The sequence below is a fragment of the Pseudomonas tehranensis genome (assembly GCF_014268615.1).
Taxonomy (GTDB): domain Bacteria; phylum Pseudomonadota; class Gammaproteobacteria; order Pseudomonadales; family Pseudomonadaceae; genus Aquipseudomonas; species Aquipseudomonas tehranensis.
This window is the reverse complement of record NZ_JABWQV010000014.1, coordinates 35,563-52,638: the sequence shown is the minus strand read 5'-3', so window position 1 is coordinate 52,638 and position 17,076 is coordinate 35,563. Positions and strand designations below refer to the sequence as shown.

At 59.9% G+C, this 17,076-nt stretch carries 17 protein-coding genes; 15 read left to right on the top strand and 2 right to left on the bottom strand.

Annotation, left to right across the window (positions count from 1 at the left end):
- Positions 1-51: 51 nt before the first annotated feature.
- From HU811_RS05265 to HU811_RS05195, 15 genes are all read left to right on the top strand, one after another.
- On the top strand, positions 52-411 hold the full coding sequence (locus HU811_RS05265) for a hypothetical protein (RefSeq protein WP_186654488.1): 360 nt from the start codon (positions 52-54) through the stop codon (positions 409-411).
- Between the two features lie 4 nt (positions 412-415).
- A complete protein-coding gene (gene sctJ, locus HU811_RS05260; RefSeq protein ID WP_186654484.1) occupies positions 416-1,198 on the top strand; it encodes a type III secretion system inner membrane ring lipoprotein SctJ in 783 nt (260 codons plus the stop codon).
- Positions 1,195-1,836, top strand: coding sequence for a type III secretion protein (locus tag HU811_RS05255; protein WP_186654482.1), 642 nt, complete (start codon positions 1,195-1,197; stop codon positions 1,834-1,836). The genes sctJ and HU811_RS05255 overlap by 4 nt, the downstream gene beginning before the upstream one ends.
- Entirely contained in the window at positions 1,833-2,426 is a 594-nt protein-coding gene (gene sctL / locus HU811_RS05250; RefSeq protein WP_186654480.1) for a type III secretion system stator protein SctL, read from the top strand. The genes HU811_RS05255 and sctL overlap by 4 nt, the downstream gene beginning before the upstream one ends.
- Before the next feature lie 5 nt (positions 2,427-2,431).
- Positions 2,432-3,745: a FliI/YscN family ATPase gene (locus HU811_RS05245; protein ID WP_431191929.1), complete on the top strand. Its 1,314-nt coding sequence runs from the start codon at positions 2,432-2,434 to the stop codon at positions 3,743-3,745.
- A gap of 16 nt (positions 3,746-3,761) precedes the next feature.
- Entirely contained in the window at positions 3,762-4,238 is a 477-nt protein-coding gene (locus HU811_RS05240) for a YscO family type III secretion system apparatus protein (protein WP_186654475.1), read from the top strand.
- Positions 4,235-5,293 (top strand): type III secretion system cytoplasmic ring protein SctQ, encoded by a 1,059-nt coding sequence (gene sctQ, locus HU811_RS05235; RefSeq protein WP_367616231.1) that lies wholly within the window; start codon positions 4,235-4,237, stop codon positions 5,291-5,293. The genes HU811_RS05240 and sctQ overlap by 4 nt, the downstream gene beginning before the upstream one ends.
- Positions 5,290-5,949, top strand: a complete 660-nt coding sequence (sctR, locus tag HU811_RS05230; RefSeq protein ID WP_186654473.1) for a type III secretion system export apparatus subunit SctR — start codon at positions 5,290-5,292, stop codon at positions 5,947-5,949. Before sctQ ends, sctR begins: the two co-directional genes overlap by 4 nt.
- Positions 5,949-6,218, top strand: a complete 270-nt coding sequence (gene sctS, locus HU811_RS05225) for a type III secretion system export apparatus subunit SctS (RefSeq protein ID WP_186654472.1) — start codon at positions 5,949-5,951, stop codon at positions 6,216-6,218. Before sctR ends, sctS begins: the two co-directional genes overlap by 1 nt.
- Before the next feature lie 5 nt (positions 6,219-6,223).
- Positions 6,224-7,072, top strand: a complete 849-nt coding sequence (gene sctT, locus HU811_RS05220; RefSeq protein ID WP_186654470.1) for a type III secretion system export apparatus subunit SctT — start codon at positions 6,224-6,226, stop codon at positions 7,070-7,072.
- Positions 7,062-8,108 (top strand): EscU/YscU/HrcU family type III secretion system export apparatus switch protein, encoded by a 1,047-nt coding sequence (locus HU811_RS05215; protein WP_186654469.1) that lies wholly within the window; start codon positions 7,062-7,064, stop codon positions 8,106-8,108. Before sctT ends, HU811_RS05215 begins: the two co-directional genes overlap by 11 nt.
- Positions 8,109-8,303: 195 nt before the next feature.
- The gene (locus tag HU811_RS05210; protein WP_186654468.1) at positions 8,304-11,222 is read left to right on the top strand and encodes a type III effector HrpK domain-containing protein; all 2,919 of its coding nucleotides are present in this window, start codon (positions 8,304-8,306) and stop codon (positions 11,220-11,222) included.
- Positions 11,223-11,467: 245 nt separating this feature from the next.
- The gene (locus tag HU811_RS05205; RefSeq protein WP_092454824.1) at positions 11,468-12,082 is read left to right on the top strand and encodes a TetR/AcrR family transcriptional regulator; all 615 of its coding nucleotides are present in this window, start codon (positions 11,468-11,470) and stop codon (positions 12,080-12,082) included.
- 299 nt (positions 12,083-12,381) lie between these two features.
- Entirely contained in the window at positions 12,382-13,161 is a 780-nt protein-coding gene (locus tag HU811_RS05200) for a thioesterase family protein (RefSeq protein WP_092454822.1), read from the top strand.
- A gap of 50 nt (positions 13,162-13,211) precedes the next feature.
- The gene (locus HU811_RS05195; RefSeq protein ID WP_186654467.1) at positions 13,212-14,483 is read left to right on the top strand and encodes an OmpP1/FadL family transporter; all 1,272 of its coding nucleotides are present in this window, start codon (positions 13,212-13,214) and stop codon (positions 14,481-14,483) included.
- A gap of 102 nt (positions 14,484-14,585) precedes the next feature.
- On the opposite strand, the gene HU811_RS05190 is transcribed toward HU811_RS05195, so the two are convergent.
- Together HU811_RS05190 and HU811_RS05185 are read right to left on the bottom strand one after the other, a co-directional pair.
- Positions 14,586-15,371: an SDR family NAD(P)-dependent oxidoreductase gene (locus tag HU811_RS05190; protein ID WP_186654465.1), complete on the bottom strand. Its 786-nt coding sequence runs from the start codon at positions 15,369-15,371 to the stop codon at positions 14,586-14,588.
- A 69-nt stretch (positions 15,372-15,440) separates the two neighbouring features.
- Complete coding sequence (locus HU811_RS05185; RefSeq protein ID WP_186654463.1) at positions 15,441-16,901, bottom strand: efflux transporter outer membrane subunit; 1,461 nt, start codon at positions 16,899-16,901, stop codon at positions 15,441-15,443.
- Positions 16,902-17,076: the final 175 nt, after the last annotated feature.

Sequence of the window (17,076 nt, the reverse complement as noted above, 5' to 3'; positions counted from 1 at the left end):
CCTTCGGGGGGGCAGGTCGATCTGCAGGCCTCCCAGAATCTGTTCGAACACATGACTGACAGCGCCAAAGGCATGCCTGCCGGGGCCGGCCCACAGCAAATCGGCGAAGGCCTGATGGAGCGCCTGAACGGCTTCATTGACCGTTCGCAGAACTTCGCCAAGCGTGCCGATGCGCTGACGAATGGGCCGACGGCGGGCAGCGCCGTGACGCCTGCCGGCGGCCAACAACTGGCTTCGCTACCCACGGGTGCCGGCGCGGGCGAGCCGGCAAAAAAGGTCGGAGATCAACAGATCGACCACATCGTTCAGTCATTGGGCCGCATGTTCGATTACTCCATTGAAACTCAGATGGTCGTTCGTGGCGCGACGCAGATTTCCGGCGCAGCCAACACGCTCTTGAAAGGTCAATAAAGCCATGTTCCGCCGTTGCCATGCCGTGCGCCTGATGATTGTCCTGACCTTTGCCAGCTTGCTGCAGGGCTGCGATATCGACCTGTACACCAACCTCAGCGAACGCGAGGCCAACGCCATGGTTGCAGTGCTGCTGCGCGATGGTGTGCCGGCCTCACGCAAGGTCCAGGAAAATGGCCAGCTCACCGTGGTGGTGGACGAGAAGCGCTTTGCCGAAGCCATGAGCCTGCTCGAGGAAGCGGGCTTGCCGGGCCAGACCTTTTCTAACATGGGGGCGGTGTTCAAGAATAATGGCCTGGTATCTTCCCCGGTGCAGGAAAGGGCGCAGATGGTCTATGCGCTCAGTGAAGAACTCTCGCACAGCGTTTCGCTGATCGACGGTGTGGTCTCTGCCCGGGTACATGTGGTGTTGCCCGACAATGACCTGCTCAAACGGGTGATTTCCCCGTCGTCGGCTTCAGTGCTGGTGCGCTACGACCCCAGTACCGACATCAACCCGTTGATCCCGCAGATCAAAACCCTGGTGGCCAACGGCATTTCCGGTTTGAGTTACGAAGGTGTCTCGGTCACTGTGATCAAAGCCGCGTCCGTCAGCGGTCGCGCCGATCCACAGCCGCGCCTGGCCAGCTTCCTGGGTATATGGATCCTCGAAGACAACCTGACCCGCGCATGGATGCTGTTCGGGGTGCTGTTGCTGGCCGTGCTGTCGATGGCCGGCGTGTTGGGCTGGCAGTACTGGCAGCGTCGTTCCTCCCAAGCCTTGTATACGCTGGAGGAGGTTAAATGAGTGAGGCCGTGTTGCAGCAATGGCGGGAGCTGATTGAGCAACCACTGGATTTCGTCGGCACACACGCTCTTGGGGCGTGCTTTGCGGATACCCTCGGCAGCGCGCAACTGGATGCGTTGCGCACACAGCCGCGTTTCCAGGCGCGTTTGCTGCGTTTGCTGCTCAGCAGTCATGAACTGCAAGCCCCCGATCGCCTACCACTGCCCGATGCCGTCGATCTGCCGGTCCTGCTGCTGTCTCCCGAAGTCTTCAAGCGTTTGCCGCGCCTGTGTGGCGCGATCCTGCATGGCACTACCCTGAGCCGCGAAATCCGTGGCGATGCAGTCAACCAACTGCGCGATTTGCTGGGCAGCGATGTGTTTGCCTTGGCGTTGGCAAACCGCGCCCTGGGCAGCGGTGCCGACTTACTGCGCCAGCCGGCCGAACTGCTTGAAACCATCGACCGCGATGGCGCCCGATGTATAGCCGCCTGGCTGCAGGCGCAGCCCGCCAGTCTGCGACCTTGGCTGTGCCTGCGTTTTGCCGAGCTGCAAGCCGAGGGCGAGCCGGTGACTCGCGCACCTGCTGCGAATGCCCTGGCCATCGTGCGCAGCGCCGCTTCGAATCTCCAACAGCTTGAAGAGCAGGGCGCCCGATGAGCGAACTCCCGACCCGTCCTGCCGTCCGTATCCTGCGCGCCGACCAGGCTGACCTGTGGATCGACGGTTACGCCTTTCTGCAGGGCGCCCGTGACCAGGCCGAGGCCATCCGGCAAGACAGCGAGCGTTGGTTGCAACAAGCCCATGCAGAAGGGTTTGAAAGCGGTCGCCAGGAGGGTGCCGAACAGGTCAGCGCGCTGCTGGGCGAAACCTCGCTGAAGATCGATGCGTGGCTGGCCGGGCTGGAAACGTCCCTGGCTGACCTGGCGCTGGGCATTGTGCGCGAAATACTCGATGACATGAAGGATGCCGAACGTGTGGTGCGCTGTACCCGCAAGGCGTTGGGGGCGTTCCGCCAGGACCAGGCCTTGACTCTGTTTGTCTCGCGCCAGGACGCCGAAGCCGTACGCCAGCAGCTCAAGTTGCAAGAGCGTGACCTGTCGGCGATTGCCGTGGAGCCGGACGATCGCTTGCAAGCTGGCCAGGCACGCTTGAGCAGCCCGGTAGGTTCGGTAGAGCTGGGGCTCGAAGCCCAGTTGCTCAATCTGCGCCGCAACCTGCTGCCGTTTGCCGACGAGGCACAGCCGTGATCGTCATCCCCCATGATCTGCTGCCGCGCCTGGCCGAACGCTTGGTCAATGCCCGGCCGCGCCCCATGAAAGGCACCATCCGCAGTATCCGTGGAGTGCTGCTGCGCGCCAGCGTCGCCGGTGTGCACATTGGGGAGCTGTGCCAACTGCGTGAACCCGGCAGCGGCCGCAGCCTGGCTGCCGAAGTCATCGGTTTCGAGGATGACGAGGCGATCCTTTCGCCCATCGGTTCGATGGACGGGTTGTCGACCCGTACCGAAATCATCGCCACCGGCGAGACCCTTGGGGTGAGCGTCGGCGATGCGCAGTTGGGTCGGGTGATCAGCCCCATGGGTGAGTTTCTCGACGGCAGCCCGCCCCTGGGTGGGTTGTTACGTTATCCCTTGCATGCCGAGCCTCCCGCGCCGTTCAGCCGTCAACTGATCGCCCACCCGATGTCCCTGGGGGTGCGCAGCATCGACGGCATGCTGACCCTGGCCCAGGGCCAGCGCATGGGCATCTTCGGTGAGCCGGGGGTGGGCAAGTCGTCGCTGCTGGCCAGCATCGTGCGCAATACCAATGCCGACGTGATCATCATCGCCCTGATCGGTGAGCGAGGCCGTGAAGTGCGTGAATTGCTCGATGTGCAGATGGGCGCCGAGGCCCGGCGGCGTACCGTTGCCGTGGTCGCCACCTCCGACCGCCCGGCCGCCGAGCGGGTGCGTGCGGCCTTCGTTGCCACCGCGTTGGCCGAATATCACCGTGACCAGGGCCGCAACGTGCTGTTGCTGATGGATAGCCTGACCCGCTTTGCCCGGGCCCAGCGCGAAATCGGCCTGGCTGTAGGCGAGCCGCCGACCCGTCGCGGTTACCCGCCATCCTTCTTCTCGGCCTTGCCGCGCTTGCTTGAGCGCGCCGGTCCCGGCGAGACCGGCAGTATCACCGGGTTGTATACCGTGCTTACCGAAGGCGACGCTTCGATGGATCCGGTGGCCGAGGAAACCCGCTCAATCCTCGACGGACACATCGTGCTCAGCGCCGACCTGGCGCAACGCAACTTTTTCCCGGCGGTGGATGTGCTGCAAAGCCGTAGCCGATTGATGGACCAAGTGTGTGGCGACGAGCAGCGCCACCTGGCCATGCGTATGCGCGAGTTGATGGCGCGGCGTAACGAGATCGAAATGCTGATCCGCGTCGGCGAATACGCGGCCGGGAGCGACCCGCTGGCCGACGAGGCGATTGCGCGGCATGCCGCTATCGAAGCGTTCTTGCGCCAAGGCGCCAACGAGCCAAGCAGCCCCGATGAAACCCTGAAGCACATGCGCAGGGTCATGGCATGACAACCCTGGAGGCCCGATGAAAACCAATGACATGCGCAACCTTCAAGCCTTGCGCCAGTTACGTGAACAACGTGCGTCCAGCCAACTGGCCGCTCAACAGCAGCGCTGTCGGGAAACCCACGTCGCTCTGGACGATGCCAAGGAAAAGCTGCGCCTGCATCGTGAGGCCCTGGCCCGCGAAGCCGAGCGCATCTACGGGTTGATCGGAGCGGGGGTGTCGATCAGCAACTGGCACGCGGCCCAGGAGCATTTAGAGGTGTTGTACGAGGGGGGGCAACGGCAGTTGGAAGTCAGCGTCAGCGAAATGGCCCGCACCCTGGCAGTCCACGAGCAAACGCGCGAAGTGTTCCGGGTTGCCCACGCGGCCCGACAGCGTCAGGCGCAAGCCTGCGACACCTTGCTCGACGACCGCGAGCGCTTGGAGCGCCGTGTCGACGAACACCGGCTGGAGGCCGACGAAATTCCTCGTGTGGCCACTGGAGGGCGTACGTGAACGGTCGCCATGACCCCGCCGGGGCTCCCTTTGTCGAGCAATTGAGATCGTTCGACCTCCGATGGGTAGACCTGCACAACCGCCTGCATCGCAACCGCGAAGCCTGGAGTGGCGAATGTGCGGGCCAGGCCATTAGCGTGAACTGGGGTTGCATTGTCGAGCTTGACGCTACGGCGATTGAGCTGTTGCTGGGGCTTGGCGAGCAAGACGATGCGTCGGCCATCAGACTGCACTTGCCGACGCAAGCGCTGCACGCCCTGGGCCTGCCCGTTGCTCTGGACCTGCACACCTTGCCTGGCGCGATGCTGCTGGAGCTGGCGTTGCTGAGCCTGATCGAACCCCTGGAGCACCTGACCGGGCAAACCATCAATTTGATTGACCGCGCCGACCCGGCCCTTGCCGTCCTGGCCGTGCAACCCTGCCCGTTGCATCTGGCAACCCGGGTTGAACTCGGCGGTTCGTCGATGCCGGTAGCGCTGCACCTGAGCGCCAAGGCCGGCGAACAGATCGCGCAATGGCTCGACCAGCATGCATCGCCAGCTCCCCATGCACTGACAGACCTGCGTCTGTGGCTGGCGGTCGAGGCCGGCGAAGCCGAACTGAGCGTCGGCGAGCTGTACAGCCTCAACCCTGGTGACGTGGTGATGCTCGATCCTTGGCCCACGGCCCAGGTGCGGCTGGCGGTGAACCAGCGTCTGTACGCCCGGGCGGGTCAGGACGGCACCACGCTGAAACTGCTTGAAACACCGATGCGCGTCAACTTTCCCAAGGAATTCCCTGTGAGCGAAGCACCCACCATGAATGAAGCACCGGACGGGCAAAGCCTGGATACGCGCCTGGACGACCTGCCGTTGAAAATGGTCTGTCAGGCCGGCAGCATCGAGTTGACCCTGGCGCAACTGCGTGAACTGGGGGAGGGCAGCCTGCTGTCGTTCACCGAACAACGCCAGGACAGCGTGGACCTGATGGTCAACGGGCGGCGCGTCGGGCTGGGGCAACTGGTCAGGATCGGTCCGGGCCTGGGCGTGCGCGTGTTGAGTATCGCCACATCATGAATGGCTACCAGCCCAACCTGATTGAAATCATCGTTGTCGTCGCCACCATTGGCTTGATCCCGTTGGCGGTAGTGACCCTGACCGGTTTCATGAAAATCTCCGTGGTGCTGTTCCTGATCCGCAACGCTCTGGGCGTGCAACAGACACCGCCCAACATGGTGCTGTACGGCATCGCGTTGATCCTGTCGGTCTACGTCACCACGCCATTGATAGGTGACATGTACCGACAGGTGCAGGGGCGCGATCTCAACATCGAAAGTATCGAGCAGCTCACCGCCTTCGGTGATGCCCTGAGGCCGCCATTACAGGCGCACCTTTCGCGTTTCGCCAACGAAAATGAGCGCGGTTTTTTCATCCAGGCCACTGAGACCATCTGGTCTCCCGAAGCCCGGGCCGACCTGCGCGACGATGACCTTGTGGTGCTGGTGCCGGCGTTCGTCAGCTCCGAGCTGACCCGTGCTTTCGAAATCGGTTTTCTGTTGTACGTCCCGTTTCTGGTGGTGGATCTGCTGGTGGCCAACGTGTTGATGGCCATGGGGATGTCCATGGTTTCACCGACGCTGATTTCGATACCGCTGAAGCTCTTTCTTTTCGTTGCCTTGAGCGGCTGGTCGCGCTTGATGCATGGCCTGATTCTGAGCTACGGGGTGACGTAATGGGCCAGGACGTATTTCTTTCGTTGATGAATCAGGCGCTGATGACGGTGTTGCTTTTATCCGCTCCGGCGCTGGTTGTCGCGATCATCGTTGGCCTGGGGGTGGGCTTGTTGCAGGCCCTGACCCAGATCCAGGACCAGACCCTGCCACAGGCGGTCAAGCTGGTGGCAGTGCTGCTGACGATCGTGTTCGTGGGGCCGCTACTGGCCAGCCAGGTGCTTGAACTGGGAAACCAGGTGCTGGACAACTTCCCGTTGTGGACGCGCTGAGTGGCATGAATATCGAGCTTGCCAACCAGTTCATCGAAGTCGCCTACCCGGTGATCAGCTCGGCGGCGCTGTCCGCCAGTCGCGCCATGGGCGTGGTGGTGATCACCCCGGCATTCAACCGCCTGGGCCTGACCGGCATGATTCGCAGTTGCGTGGCGGTGTCCATTGCCATCCCCATGTTCGTGCCGGTGTACGGCGCTTTCACGGCATTGCCAGAACATGGCGGTTTTTTCCTGGCCGGCTTATTGATCAAGGAATTTTTGATCGGCATCCTCATCGGCCTGCTGTTCGGTATCCCGTTCTGGGCCGCGGAAGTGGCCGGCGAGTTGGTCGACCTGCAACGTGGCTCGACCATGGCTCAGTTGGTGGACCCTTTGTCATCGGGTGAATCCAGTGTCATGGCTACCTTGCTGACGGTGATGCTGATCGCTCTGTTCTTCATGTCCAGTGGCTTCATCATGTTGGTCGACGGCTATTACCACAGCTACCTGTTATGGCCCGCGACTGCCTTCACGCCTTTGTTCGCCAGCTCGGCGTTGCTGGCGGTGCTACAAATCCTCGACCAGGTGACTCGTATCGGCGTGATCATGGTCGGGCCGCTAATCATCTGCATGCTGGTCACCGACCTGATGCTCGCCTACCTGTCGCGCATGGCCCCCAACCTGCACATTTTCGACCTGTCGTTGCCGGTGAAAAATCTGTTTTTCACTATCTTGATGGTGGTCTACATCGGCTTCCTGGTCCCGGTGATGATCGAGCAACTCGGCGAATTCCGTGGCGTCGTGGAGTTACTCAAGACCCTGACAGACTCGGCAGGAGCTCCCTTTACCATGGGAAGCACCGATGAGCGATAGCAGCGAAGAAAAATCACAACCGGCCACGGACAAAAAGCTTCGCGAAGCGCGCAAGAAAGGCCAGGTGTCGAAGAGTCAAGACCTGGTCTCGGGCATGGTCATCCTGTTCTGCACGCTGTGCATCTCGATCATGGTGCCCAAGGCCCAGGCACAGATCACCGCGTTGCTGGACCTGATCGCGCTGATCTACATCGAGCCCTTTCACAGCGTCTGGCCACGCGTGCTGGACACCGCCGAGCAATTGCTGATCAACCTCACCCTGCCGGTGGTGGCCGTGACCGTGGGGACGGTGATCCTGACCAACATCATCACCATGCGTGGCGTGGTGTTCTCGGTCGAACCGATCAAGCCAGACATCAAGCGCATCAACCCGTCCGAAGGTTTCAAACGCATTTTTTCGATGCGCAGCTTCGTCGAATTCCTGAAGGGCGTGGTCAAGGTCGTGCTCCTGGGCCTGGCCTTCTACGTGGTCGGGCGCATGGCGTTACAGGCGCTGATGGAGTCATCGCGCTGCGGTGCTGGCTGCATCGAATCGACCTTCTACCTGGTGCTTAAACCGCTGGTATTCACGGTGCTGGCCGCCTTCTTGCTGGTCGGTGCGGTAGACGTGCTGATGCAACGCTGGTTGTTCGGTCGCGACATGAAAATGACCCTCAGCGAACAGAAGCGCGAACGCAAGGACAGCGACGGCGATCCGATGATCAAACAGGAACGCCAGCGCCAACGCCGCGAAATGCAAGCCCTGGCTACCAAGCTGGGGGTGAACCGTGCGTCGTTGATGGTCGGCTCCGCGAGTGGCTGGGTGGTGGGCATCCGTTACGTGCGCGGTGAAACCCCGGTGCCGGTAGTGGTATGCAAGGCCGAGTTCGAAGAGGCGGCGCAGATGCTCGCGCAGGCCTCGGGCCTGGGGATCGCCCATAGCCTTGATAGCGTCCTGGCCAATGAAATCGCCCGACGGGCTGTGCCGGGGGACCCGGTGCCGGACAATACCTTCCAGGCCGTGGCGGATATCCTGGTGGCCGCACGCTTGATTTGAGGGTGGGGCGGTGCAAACGTGGAAAATGTTACGAAATGGAGAGCAAGCGCTGCGTTAGAGCGGCTGCAGCGCCGGTTCTCTCCCTGCGTCCACCTCTGCGTCGTAGCCGCCCAGCCAAGTCATCCCCCTGTCATGTGCAACGGTAATAGTTGATTCCCCTAGCGCTATCGGCTCTATGATCAGGAGAACGTCCCCTTGCGAATCGACAGCAATGTCCGCCCCGTAGATAACCAATTCCCTGATTCTGGAGTGGGTCAGCGCTTTGAGAAAATACTTGGCACGGCCCGCAAGCACGTCAGCGATAAAAAGTCTGACCTGGGCGGTGCGGTAGGCGTGGCGGTGCGAGAAACGCTTGGCACCTTGATCGAAGCGCTGAAGCAGCAACACGGACGCACGCTGCGCAACGACGAAACCGTACCGCTCCAGGATCTCGAGAACCTCACGGCATGGCTGGTAAATGACGAGGTGGTGGCCTACACAGCCCGGGACAAAGAGGGCAATGAAATCACTATCAGCAAGGAAGCGACGCCTGATTACTTCGACCAGGTTGATGCGTTGCAAAAGGGCAACGACGAAGGCTTTGCATTGCGCGGCGATGGCGCGCTTCTATCAGCAGAAGAACTGGCGAGCGCAGACATCCTGCCCCCGGATGAGCACACTGGCTTTATCCGCCTGACTATCAATGGCGAAAAGATCAATGTCTCGAAGGATGTGACGCCCGACCTCTACAACCAGCTGGTTTGGAAACAGGAAGGCTACCAGAGCAAGTTTTACGAGCAGAACAGCGAGATCATCGAAACGGTTCGTGATCGATGGGACGACTGGAATGGCTCCGACAGTATTGTCAGTGATAAGGATTTGAGGAAGTTCGCTGTCGATGAAAATCGAAGCGCGCAAGAACGCGAGGCGGCACAGTTTCTGCTCGATAACAAAGGGTTTTTTGACCTGCTTGATACCAAGGCACACAACAACAAGGCCGACGGCAAAATCAGCAGCAACGATCTGAATGCGTGGCTACGCCCTGTTGCTGTCAAAGCCGACGACATCGGCGCCTATAACGACTTTCTGAACGCTTCCCCGAATGCTGACGCAACCTCCCTAGAGCTTGCGAAGCATTCGGCGCTGCTGCTGGAGAACTTTGACGAGATCAGCGATCGGACCGATAGCGGTAAACATCTGTCGCGCGAGGCCTTGCACAAATACCTGGATGAAAACCCGAACATCAGCGATGACTTGAAGCAAGCCCTGACTTTTTGGTCGCAGACGGGGGCGTTCGAAATGCTCGAAACCGCTGGGAAACCATTGGAGAGCAGACCTGATGGAAAGCTCGGCAAGAACGATATCCAAAACTGGCTGAAGAATACCAGCCCCAAGACCTCTGGGGACGCACTGCTATTCCTTAATCAGGTAGCGAATACCAACTCGGTCTCCGGCATCGATACCAGTGACCTGGGCAGGGACGTCTTCGAAAACCCAGGCAACTATTCCGTCGAACAGCGCGCCGCGGTGTTACAGGATCTGCTCAAGGCGCAACAGTTGATCATCGACGGTGCGGCTGCAGGTATGTGGAGTGACGACTACGGTAAGGTGTCCATCGCCAACGCTGTTCGCAGCCATCCAGATCCCAACAAGCTGCTTGCCGATGTCAACAGCCACATTGAGCAGCTACAAAGTGATCCCGAGGTGGTCAAGTTTCTTAATGAAACCACCTCGACGCAGATGGCCAATCTATTTGAGGCAGTTCCTGGGTTAAAGGACTCGGTGCAAAAAAACTACGATGACATCAAGTCCGGTGCAGCTCTTGATGCGCTATGGGAAAAGCATACGAAAGACGGCAGCACCGACCAACAGGCGGTGCTGGCCGAATACTTCTCGACGGCAACGCTTTATCAGGAAGCGCTCGGCATCAATGATCGGGTAGAAATTCAGAAGGGGCTCGCTGCCTCTCAGCATGCCCAGGCGTTCCAGGATTATTACGAGCAGTCGCTAGCTTCCGGGACGCGACTGGAAGAACTGATGGAAACGGGCACCTTCGAAGAAGCGGTCGGCACCTTCTCCGCGGAGGTCGCGCTCTACAACGCGGCGCTGGATCCCAGCGTCACCGCAGGTTTAGACCCACAGTTGAACGACAATTTCAGCCGGATCGGGCGCGACAACGCCATGAAAGACGGCACCTTCGAGGATGTCAAGCAAGCCCTGGGTATCAATGGCGGTGACGAGCTTGACGAGGCAAAAGTCAGGACGATGGCCGAGACGCTTATCCAGTCCAATCCAGAACTCGTGACCAATCCGGATGGCACCGTCGCAACGGCCGATCAGATCGTCGCGGGTATCCGTTCGAATTGGGACATTCTGCGCCAAGGCACCAAGTCGCTGGCGGAATTGAAGTCGTCCTGGCTCAACCCCGACCTCAAGAACTTGTCTGACAAAGGGGTACTGCATGGCGTTAGCGGCATCTTCATGGCTGGCGTGACGATCGCCAAAGGCGCTCAGAATGGCTCAAACCTGACCGAACGAAACATCATAGACATCACCACCGGATCGGTCATGACGACGACCCTGCTCACCGAGGGTGGTGCCAAGAACCTGAAAAGCTACCTGAAAAACAAAGGAAACACTGATCTTGATCCGAAAATCAGAGCCTTTTTCGACGACCCCATAAAATCACTCACTGGCACTGCCGACAAATTTGAAAGCGGTGCCAAGGGTATCGGCGGTTTGGCCGGCATCGTTGCGGGTGCGTACGGAATCTTTGATGGGGTTCAGTCGATTCGCAAGGGCGACCTCGTCAGTGGTGGTATCAGCATCACGTCAGGCGCACTGGCGTCGTTGGCGGGCCTGGCATCAGCGATCGAGGGCGGCGCAGGCCTTTTAGGTCATCTGGCAGTCAGGGCGGCGATGGCCCCGCTGGCTGGAGTCCTAGGCACCGTGGCTGCGGGCGTCGGCGCGGTTGCGCTCTTGCTTCCGGGCCTTATTGCGGAGGGCAAGCGACAGACGCAGCAGGACCACTTCGGCGACCTGCTCGGCGACTATCTGACACAGTACGAAATCGATGGCGTGGAGGGCGGTGATATCTACGACGTTCCCGACGAGGATTGGCCGCAAACTGACTGAGGCCTGTCCCAAGCTTGCCAGATGTGCTCTTGCCCTCCACCGGAATCCGTACCCGGGTGGAGGCGGTCGATCAATCCCTGCTCGTTCAGCTTAATGTGCAGCCCCTGCCGTCAATGGGCGCGAGCTCTACCGAAATGTCAGTGTTCAGGTGCGGTGGCGACGGTTTCATAATATCGTCGGTTTGTGACTGAATTGCAGATCAGTCACAAGTTGTCATCCGCCTCCGAGGTCAGTAAGCTGATTGCATGAACCAGCCAAACTCCCCCAGCGTCCGTGGCCCCGTTGACCATGACATCCGAGACCAAATTGTCGCGGCGGCCAACGAACATTTCAGTCAATACGGTTACGGCAAGACCACGGTGTCCGACTTGGCCAAGGCCATTGGGTTTTCCAAGGCGTACATCTACAAGTTTTTTGAGTCCAAGCAGGCCATCGGCGAAGCCATCTGCAAAAATTGTCTGGCGCAAATCGTTGCCGCCGTGGAGCAGGCCATCAAGGTGGAAGGCCTCTCACCCACGGAGCGCTTTAGACGCATGGTCAAAACACTGATGGTCACGGGCGCGGACCTGTTCTTCAACGACCGCAAGCTCTACGACATCGCCGCGTTCTCGGCCTCGGAGCGTTGGCCAAGTTCGCAGGTTTATAATGCCCAGATCAAAGATTTTGTTCTGCAGATCGTACGGGAGGGTCGGGAACTCGGTGAGTTCGAGCGCAGGACGCCACTGGACGAGACGGTAGACGCGATACATCTGGCGCTCCAGCCTTTCGTCAATCCGTTGCTGTTGCAGTACAACCTCGATCGCATCGAGGATGCCCCAACGCTCACCTCCAATCTTATCCTGCGTAGCCTCATGCCCTGAGTTCAGGCTGAGGGCTGCATTGCCATTGCAACTTATCGCCGCATGGGTCCCCTGTGATTTCACCTTCTGAGTGAAGGTGTTCATTTGCCTGGGTTGTGACTGTTGACACAAATGGTCACTTGAATAAGTATGGCGAATCAGTTCTCAAGAGATCGCCATGATCCAGCGCCGCCGCAGACCTGCGCTTTTCTTCAGGTCAGGTCTTCACCGATGCCATCCACCCGTTACAACTGGGTGGGGGCGACGCCTGCGTGCTGCTTCGTGGGGATCACTATCAGTCAGTTCAGGGGAGCGTTGATATGACCAGCTTTGCCCAGATGCTGCAGCAATTCGATCCACACTCACCTTTTGTTGCACCACCCAACTGGCTGCAGGGGCGCACGGTCTTTGGCGGTCTGTCTGCGGCGCTGTCGCTGCAAGCGGTTTTGCGTGAGTGTCCGACAGATTTTCCGCCGTTCAGGTCAGCCCAGGTGTCGTTCATTGGTCCTGTCACACAGGCTCAGACATTCCAGGCCAGCGTGTTGCGTCAAGGGCGGTCAGTTACCTCGGTAGCGGTCGACTGTATGTCGGGCGATGACTTGGCGCTGCGCACCACGCTGTTATTCGCTCAGCCGCGCGCGAGCAAAATCACCCACAACTCCTGGGGAAGACCGCTTGTAGAGGGGCCATCCAAATACCCCACGCTGGTTCTGGATAGCAACGTCGCGCCGGCTTGCGCCCATAACTTCGAGATGCGCGCGGCGGGCGGTTCATTGCCAGTATCTGGCGCAGAAAATCCCGAACTGTTGATGTGGGTGCGGCACCTGGATGCACAGGGCGTGGACCCGGCCGTCGCCTTGGTTGCGCTCGCTGACAGTTTGCCGCCGGCCGCCATGACCTGCTTCACCGAACCCGCCGCCATCAGCTCTGCGTCCTGGATGATTGATCTACCGCAGCCGGCCGTTGCTGGTGAATGGTTTCTTATCAGTTCTTTCAGCCAGCAGGCGCTGGAAGGTTACTCATTGCAAGATATGGAAATCTGGGACGAAAGCGGTCGACGAGTGCTTTGGGCGCGCCAGACCGTGGCAATTTTCACATAACACAACACCCGCTCCATTCACCTCAGCTACTGCTTTTAAGAGTTTTAATAATGAAAAAAATATGGCTCAAGACCCCGCTGGGTCTCGCTGTTGCGCTCGCAACTTCTCATGTGCTGGCGAGCGGTTTCGCGCTTAATGAGCAAAGCATCAGTGGGATGGGATCCGGGTTTGCCGGTCGCTCGTCTTCTGCTGAAGATGCGAGCACCGTTTTTGGCAATCCGGCGGGCATGTCTCGCTTGAAGAGGGAGCAGGTCAGTCTGGGGGCGGCGACGCTGTTCGCCAGGTCCGACATCAGCCAGACTCGCAGCACTTTCGGTGGCCAGCAGGACGGCGATATGGTGCCAGCGACCACGGTGCCGATGGGTTACTACGTCAAACCCATTGATGAGCACTGGGCGTTCGGTGTTGGTTTTTATGTTCCTTTCGGCCTGATTACCGACTATGGCAGCGGTTTCGCCGGGCGTTATTACGCCAACAAAAGCGAGGTCACGACCCTCACGTTCCAGCCCACTATCAGCTATGCCTTTAACGACAAAGTGTCGATCGGGTTCGGTCCTACCATCAACCGTATCAGCGGTGAGTTGTCCGGGATGGTGCCCAATCCTCTCAGCCCTGGGCGCAATGATGGAAAACTCAAAAGCACCGGCGACGACACGGCCCTGGGTTTCAACGCGGGGATCCTGGTGCAGGCTACCGACCGAACCCGAGTGGGTCTGACGTACCACTCCAAAGTCAGTTACCACTTGGACGCCAAGACTAAGGTTACTGGTGGAGTCTTCAGCTTGCTGGGCGTCAGCGGCCAGAGCTATGACGCTTCGCTGGATGTGGATACACCGGAGTCGGTGGACTTCTCGGTGACTCATCAGCTCAACGATGACTGGACGCTTTATGCGGGGAGCACCTGGACACGCTGGAGTCGCTTCAAGGAACTGGTCATCCAGAACTCGGGTTTGCCTCCTTTGCTCAGTGGCTCGCTGAGCACCGTTGCCGAAGAGCAGAACTGGCATGACACGTGGGCCCACGCCATCGGTACGGCGTACCGGTTGAACAACCAGTGGGTGCTTCGCGCAGGCCTGTCGGTCGACCAGTCGCCCGCCAACAACACCGACCGCGGGCCACGTATTCCCACGGGCGACCGGACGGTGATCAGCTTCGGTGCAGGCTGGACGCCGGTGGACGATGTCACGATCGACGTTGCCTATTCTTATCTGTGGGAAGAGAGCGTGCAGGTCAATCACACCTCAGCCACCCGGGGCGCCTACAGCTCCACGTATAAGAACAGTGCCAGCGGCCTCGGTGCTTCTGTCAGCTATCGCTTCTGATTGATTGCCGCTTTACGATAAAGAAAAGGCCGGGAGCACAGGTTGCCTCCGGCCTTTTTGTACGCATTTCTTTCCCTTCGGGAAGGCCTCCACATCGCCCACTCAGACGCCCATGACGTGCGCCATGATGCCTTGGTGAAACCGGCGAGGCGTGGCCCAGGTCAAGACCGTAATCGCTTTGTTGCCAAAGCCTGGAACGACACTCATGCGTCCGGCTTGCAGCGCACGGATCCCCGCAGCGACAACGGGCTGGGGCTGCATCATCACCATTTTCAGGGTCGGTGTGAGCTTTTGCCTGGCGCTTTGTGCAAATCCGGTGTCCGACATCCCGGGGCAAAGTGCGGTTACCACGACGCCGTCGGTTTTGAGTTCACGATGAAGCGCGTCAGAGAAGCGAAGCACATAGGCCTTCGCGGCAGAGTAAACGGCGAAATTCTTCACGCCCTGGAAGGCCAGCAGGCTGGCAACCATCAGGATATGTCCGCGTTTTCGGGCCCGCATGTCAGTCGCGAAGAGGCGCGTCAGGGCTGTCAGGCTGGCGATGTCCAAATCGACCATGGCCAAGGATTGTTCCAGGGGGTGATCCAGGAAAGGACCCTGCAAGCCATGGCCGGCATTGTTGATGAGCACATCGATCACGACGCCACGCTCGTTCAGTCGCTGATACAGTTCGATGATCGCCGGAATCGAGGACAGGTCGACTTGCTCGACGAGCACCTCAACGCCGAAGCGTTCGTGCAACTGCGCCGACAGCGCTTGGAGTTTATCCAATCGGCGTGCTACCAGAACCAGTGATTTCCCTTGGGCTGCATATTGCCGGGCAAACTCCTCGCCAAATCCACTCGATGCGCCCGTGATGAGCACCCAAGAGTTATCGTTCGTTTTCATATCGCTGTTCTCTGCTGGTTTTAGCTTAAGGAGGAGGGCGCGCAGGCGGTGCCACGTCACCTGGTTACGTCATCGAGTTGCCACAGGCTCGGCGTGAGAAGGCTGCCAGCCACCGCCCAGTGCCCTGAACGCTGCGACCGCCGCTCGTGCCGATTCGGTTCGCGCTTGCGCTCGGGCATCGGAAGCCCGCAGCAGTGTTTCGTCGGCTTGCAGGACGTCGATGAGGCTAGCGGTGCCTTTCTCATAGGCAATGAACGAGGATTGACGGGCCTGAGTCAGGGCCGTCTCTGCTGCGGTGAGGGTGGTCGCCTGGGCTTCGCGATTGACCAACGAGGAGAACGCGTTCTCGACATCCTCGCTGGCACGCAGCGCGGACTGGCGATAAGCGGCCAGGGCCTCGGCTTCCTGTCCCTTGGCTTGATCGATTTGCGCGTTGATACGGCCAAAATCGAAGAGCCTCCAGCGTAGTCCCAATACACCCGCCGACTGGCTGGCGCCCCCGGTGAAAAGGTTGCCGGCGGATACGGCGGTGGCGCTACCGAGCAACGCGCTGAGGGAGAATTTTGGATAGTACTCAGCAACGGCCTCTGCGATACGTGCATTGGCGGCCGCTAGACGGCGCTCGGCCACGATGAGATCGGGCCGGCGGCGCAGCAGATCGGCAGGGGTTCCCATAGCGGTTATCTGGGGTGCCAGAGGAATGCTCCGCGCATTGGCCAGTTGTGTGCGATGCGTGCCGGGCGGCGTGCCGAGCATGATATCCAGTGCGTTCATCGCAGCATCCAGGCCAATTTGCAGGACCGGAACTGTTGCTTGGACCTGTGCCAAGGCGCCTTCGGTCTGGCGAACCTGATAGCTGGCGGCGAGGCCCTTGCTGTAGAGCAGTTGGACCTTCTCCAGCAGTTCCTGCTGCGTTTTGACCTGTTGGTTGGCAATGCCCAAACGGGTCTGCAATCCGCGAACAGTGATGTAGATGTCGGCGGTCTGTGCAGCGACGGCCAGGCGGATGGCTGTGGCGCCCGCTGCGGATGCCTGGTATTCGGCCAGGGCGGCCTCGCGTGACCGTCGCAGGCTGCCAAACAAATCGACCTCCCAACTGGCCCCGAGGTTGAGTTCGTAAGCGCTTCCATACCGATCATAGCCAGGCGTTGAATTCAGCACTTGGCCGAGTGGGGTTTCGACTGACTGATAGGCGCGCGCAGCCTGGCCGCTGATATTGCCCGAGGGCAGCAGAGCAGCATTGGCCGCACCCAGGCCGGCCCGCGCCTGCGCGACGCGCGCCGAGGCTTGCGCCAGGTCCAGGTTCTGTTCAAGTGCCTTGGTGACGAATTCGGTTAACGCCGGATCATCAAAGCCTTCCCACCACGCTACGAGACTGGCCGGCAGCGTCGCGGGCCGCTGTTCAACAGATAGCTGACCGAGGAAACGGTCCGATAGCGCGGTGTCTGGACGGTGATAGTCCGGACCCACCGCGCAGCCTGCCATCAAGCTGGCACTCAGTATCAGAGCAGCGGGGTGGAGTGGCGACATGGAAATTCCTGAAGTGGAGATTGATTTGTGACCATATTATATATTGGTCACTTCCTGTCAATGGACTCCTCATAGGTGGTTGCTATCCGTGGAGGCTCAGTTCGCAGGAGTGCTGAGAGAGCTGCGATACAGACTTTGGTCACAATGGTTGTGACCATTGACAGTATTGGTCACG

What these genes read in the sequence shown, in the direction of transcription:
- HU811_RS05265 (WP_186654488.1), top strand. Translation starts at nt 52, where the DNA reads ATGACTGACAGCGCCAAAGGCATGCCTGCCGGGGCCGGCCCACAGCAA.
- sctJ (WP_186654484.1), top strand. Translation starts at nt 416, where the DNA reads ATGTTCCGCCGTTGCCATGCCGTGCGCCTGATGATTGTCCTGACCTTT.
- HU811_RS05255 (WP_186654482.1), top strand. Translation starts at nt 1,195, where the DNA reads ATGAGTGAGGCCGTGTTGCAGCAATGGCGGGAGCTGATTGAGCAACCA.
- sctL (WP_186654480.1), top strand. Translation starts at nt 1,833, where the DNA reads ATGAGCGAACTCCCGACCCGTCCTGCCGTCCGTATCCTGCGCGCCGAC.
- HU811_RS05240 (WP_186654475.1), top strand. Translation starts at nt 3,762, where the DNA reads ATGAAAACCAATGACATGCGCAACCTTCAAGCCTTGCGCCAGTTACGT.
- sctR (WP_186654473.1), top strand. Translation starts at nt 5,290, where the DNA reads ATGAATGGCTACCAGCCCAACCTGATTGAAATCATCGTTGTCGTCGCC.
- sctS (WP_186654472.1), top strand. Translation starts at nt 5,949, where the DNA reads ATGGGCCAGGACGTATTTCTTTCGTTGATGAATCAGGCGCTGATGACG.
- sctT (WP_186654470.1), top strand. Translation starts at nt 6,224, where the DNA reads ATGAATATCGAGCTTGCCAACCAGTTCATCGAAGTCGCCTACCCGGTG.
- HU811_RS05215 (WP_186654469.1), top strand. Translation starts at nt 7,062, where the DNA reads ATGAGCGATAGCAGCGAAGAAAAATCACAACCGGCCACGGACAAAAAG.
- HU811_RS05205 (WP_092454824.1), top strand. Translation starts at nt 11,468, where the DNA reads ATGAACCAGCCAAACTCCCCCAGCGTCCGTGGCCCCGTTGACCATGAC.
- HU811_RS05200 (WP_092454822.1), top strand. Translation starts at nt 12,382, where the DNA reads ATGACCAGCTTTGCCCAGATGCTGCAGCAATTCGATCCACACTCACCT.
- HU811_RS05195 (WP_186654467.1), top strand. Translation starts at nt 13,212, where the DNA reads ATGAAAAAAATATGGCTCAAGACCCCGCTGGGTCTCGCTGTTGCGCTC.
- HU811_RS05190 (WP_186654465.1), bottom strand. Translation starts at nt 15,371, where the DNA reads ATGAAAACGAACGATAACTCTTGGGTGCTCATCACGGGCGCATCGAGT.
- HU811_RS05185 (WP_186654463.1), bottom strand. Translation starts at nt 16,901, where the DNA reads ATGTCGCCACTCCACCCCGCTGCTCTGATACTGAGTGCCAGCTTGATG.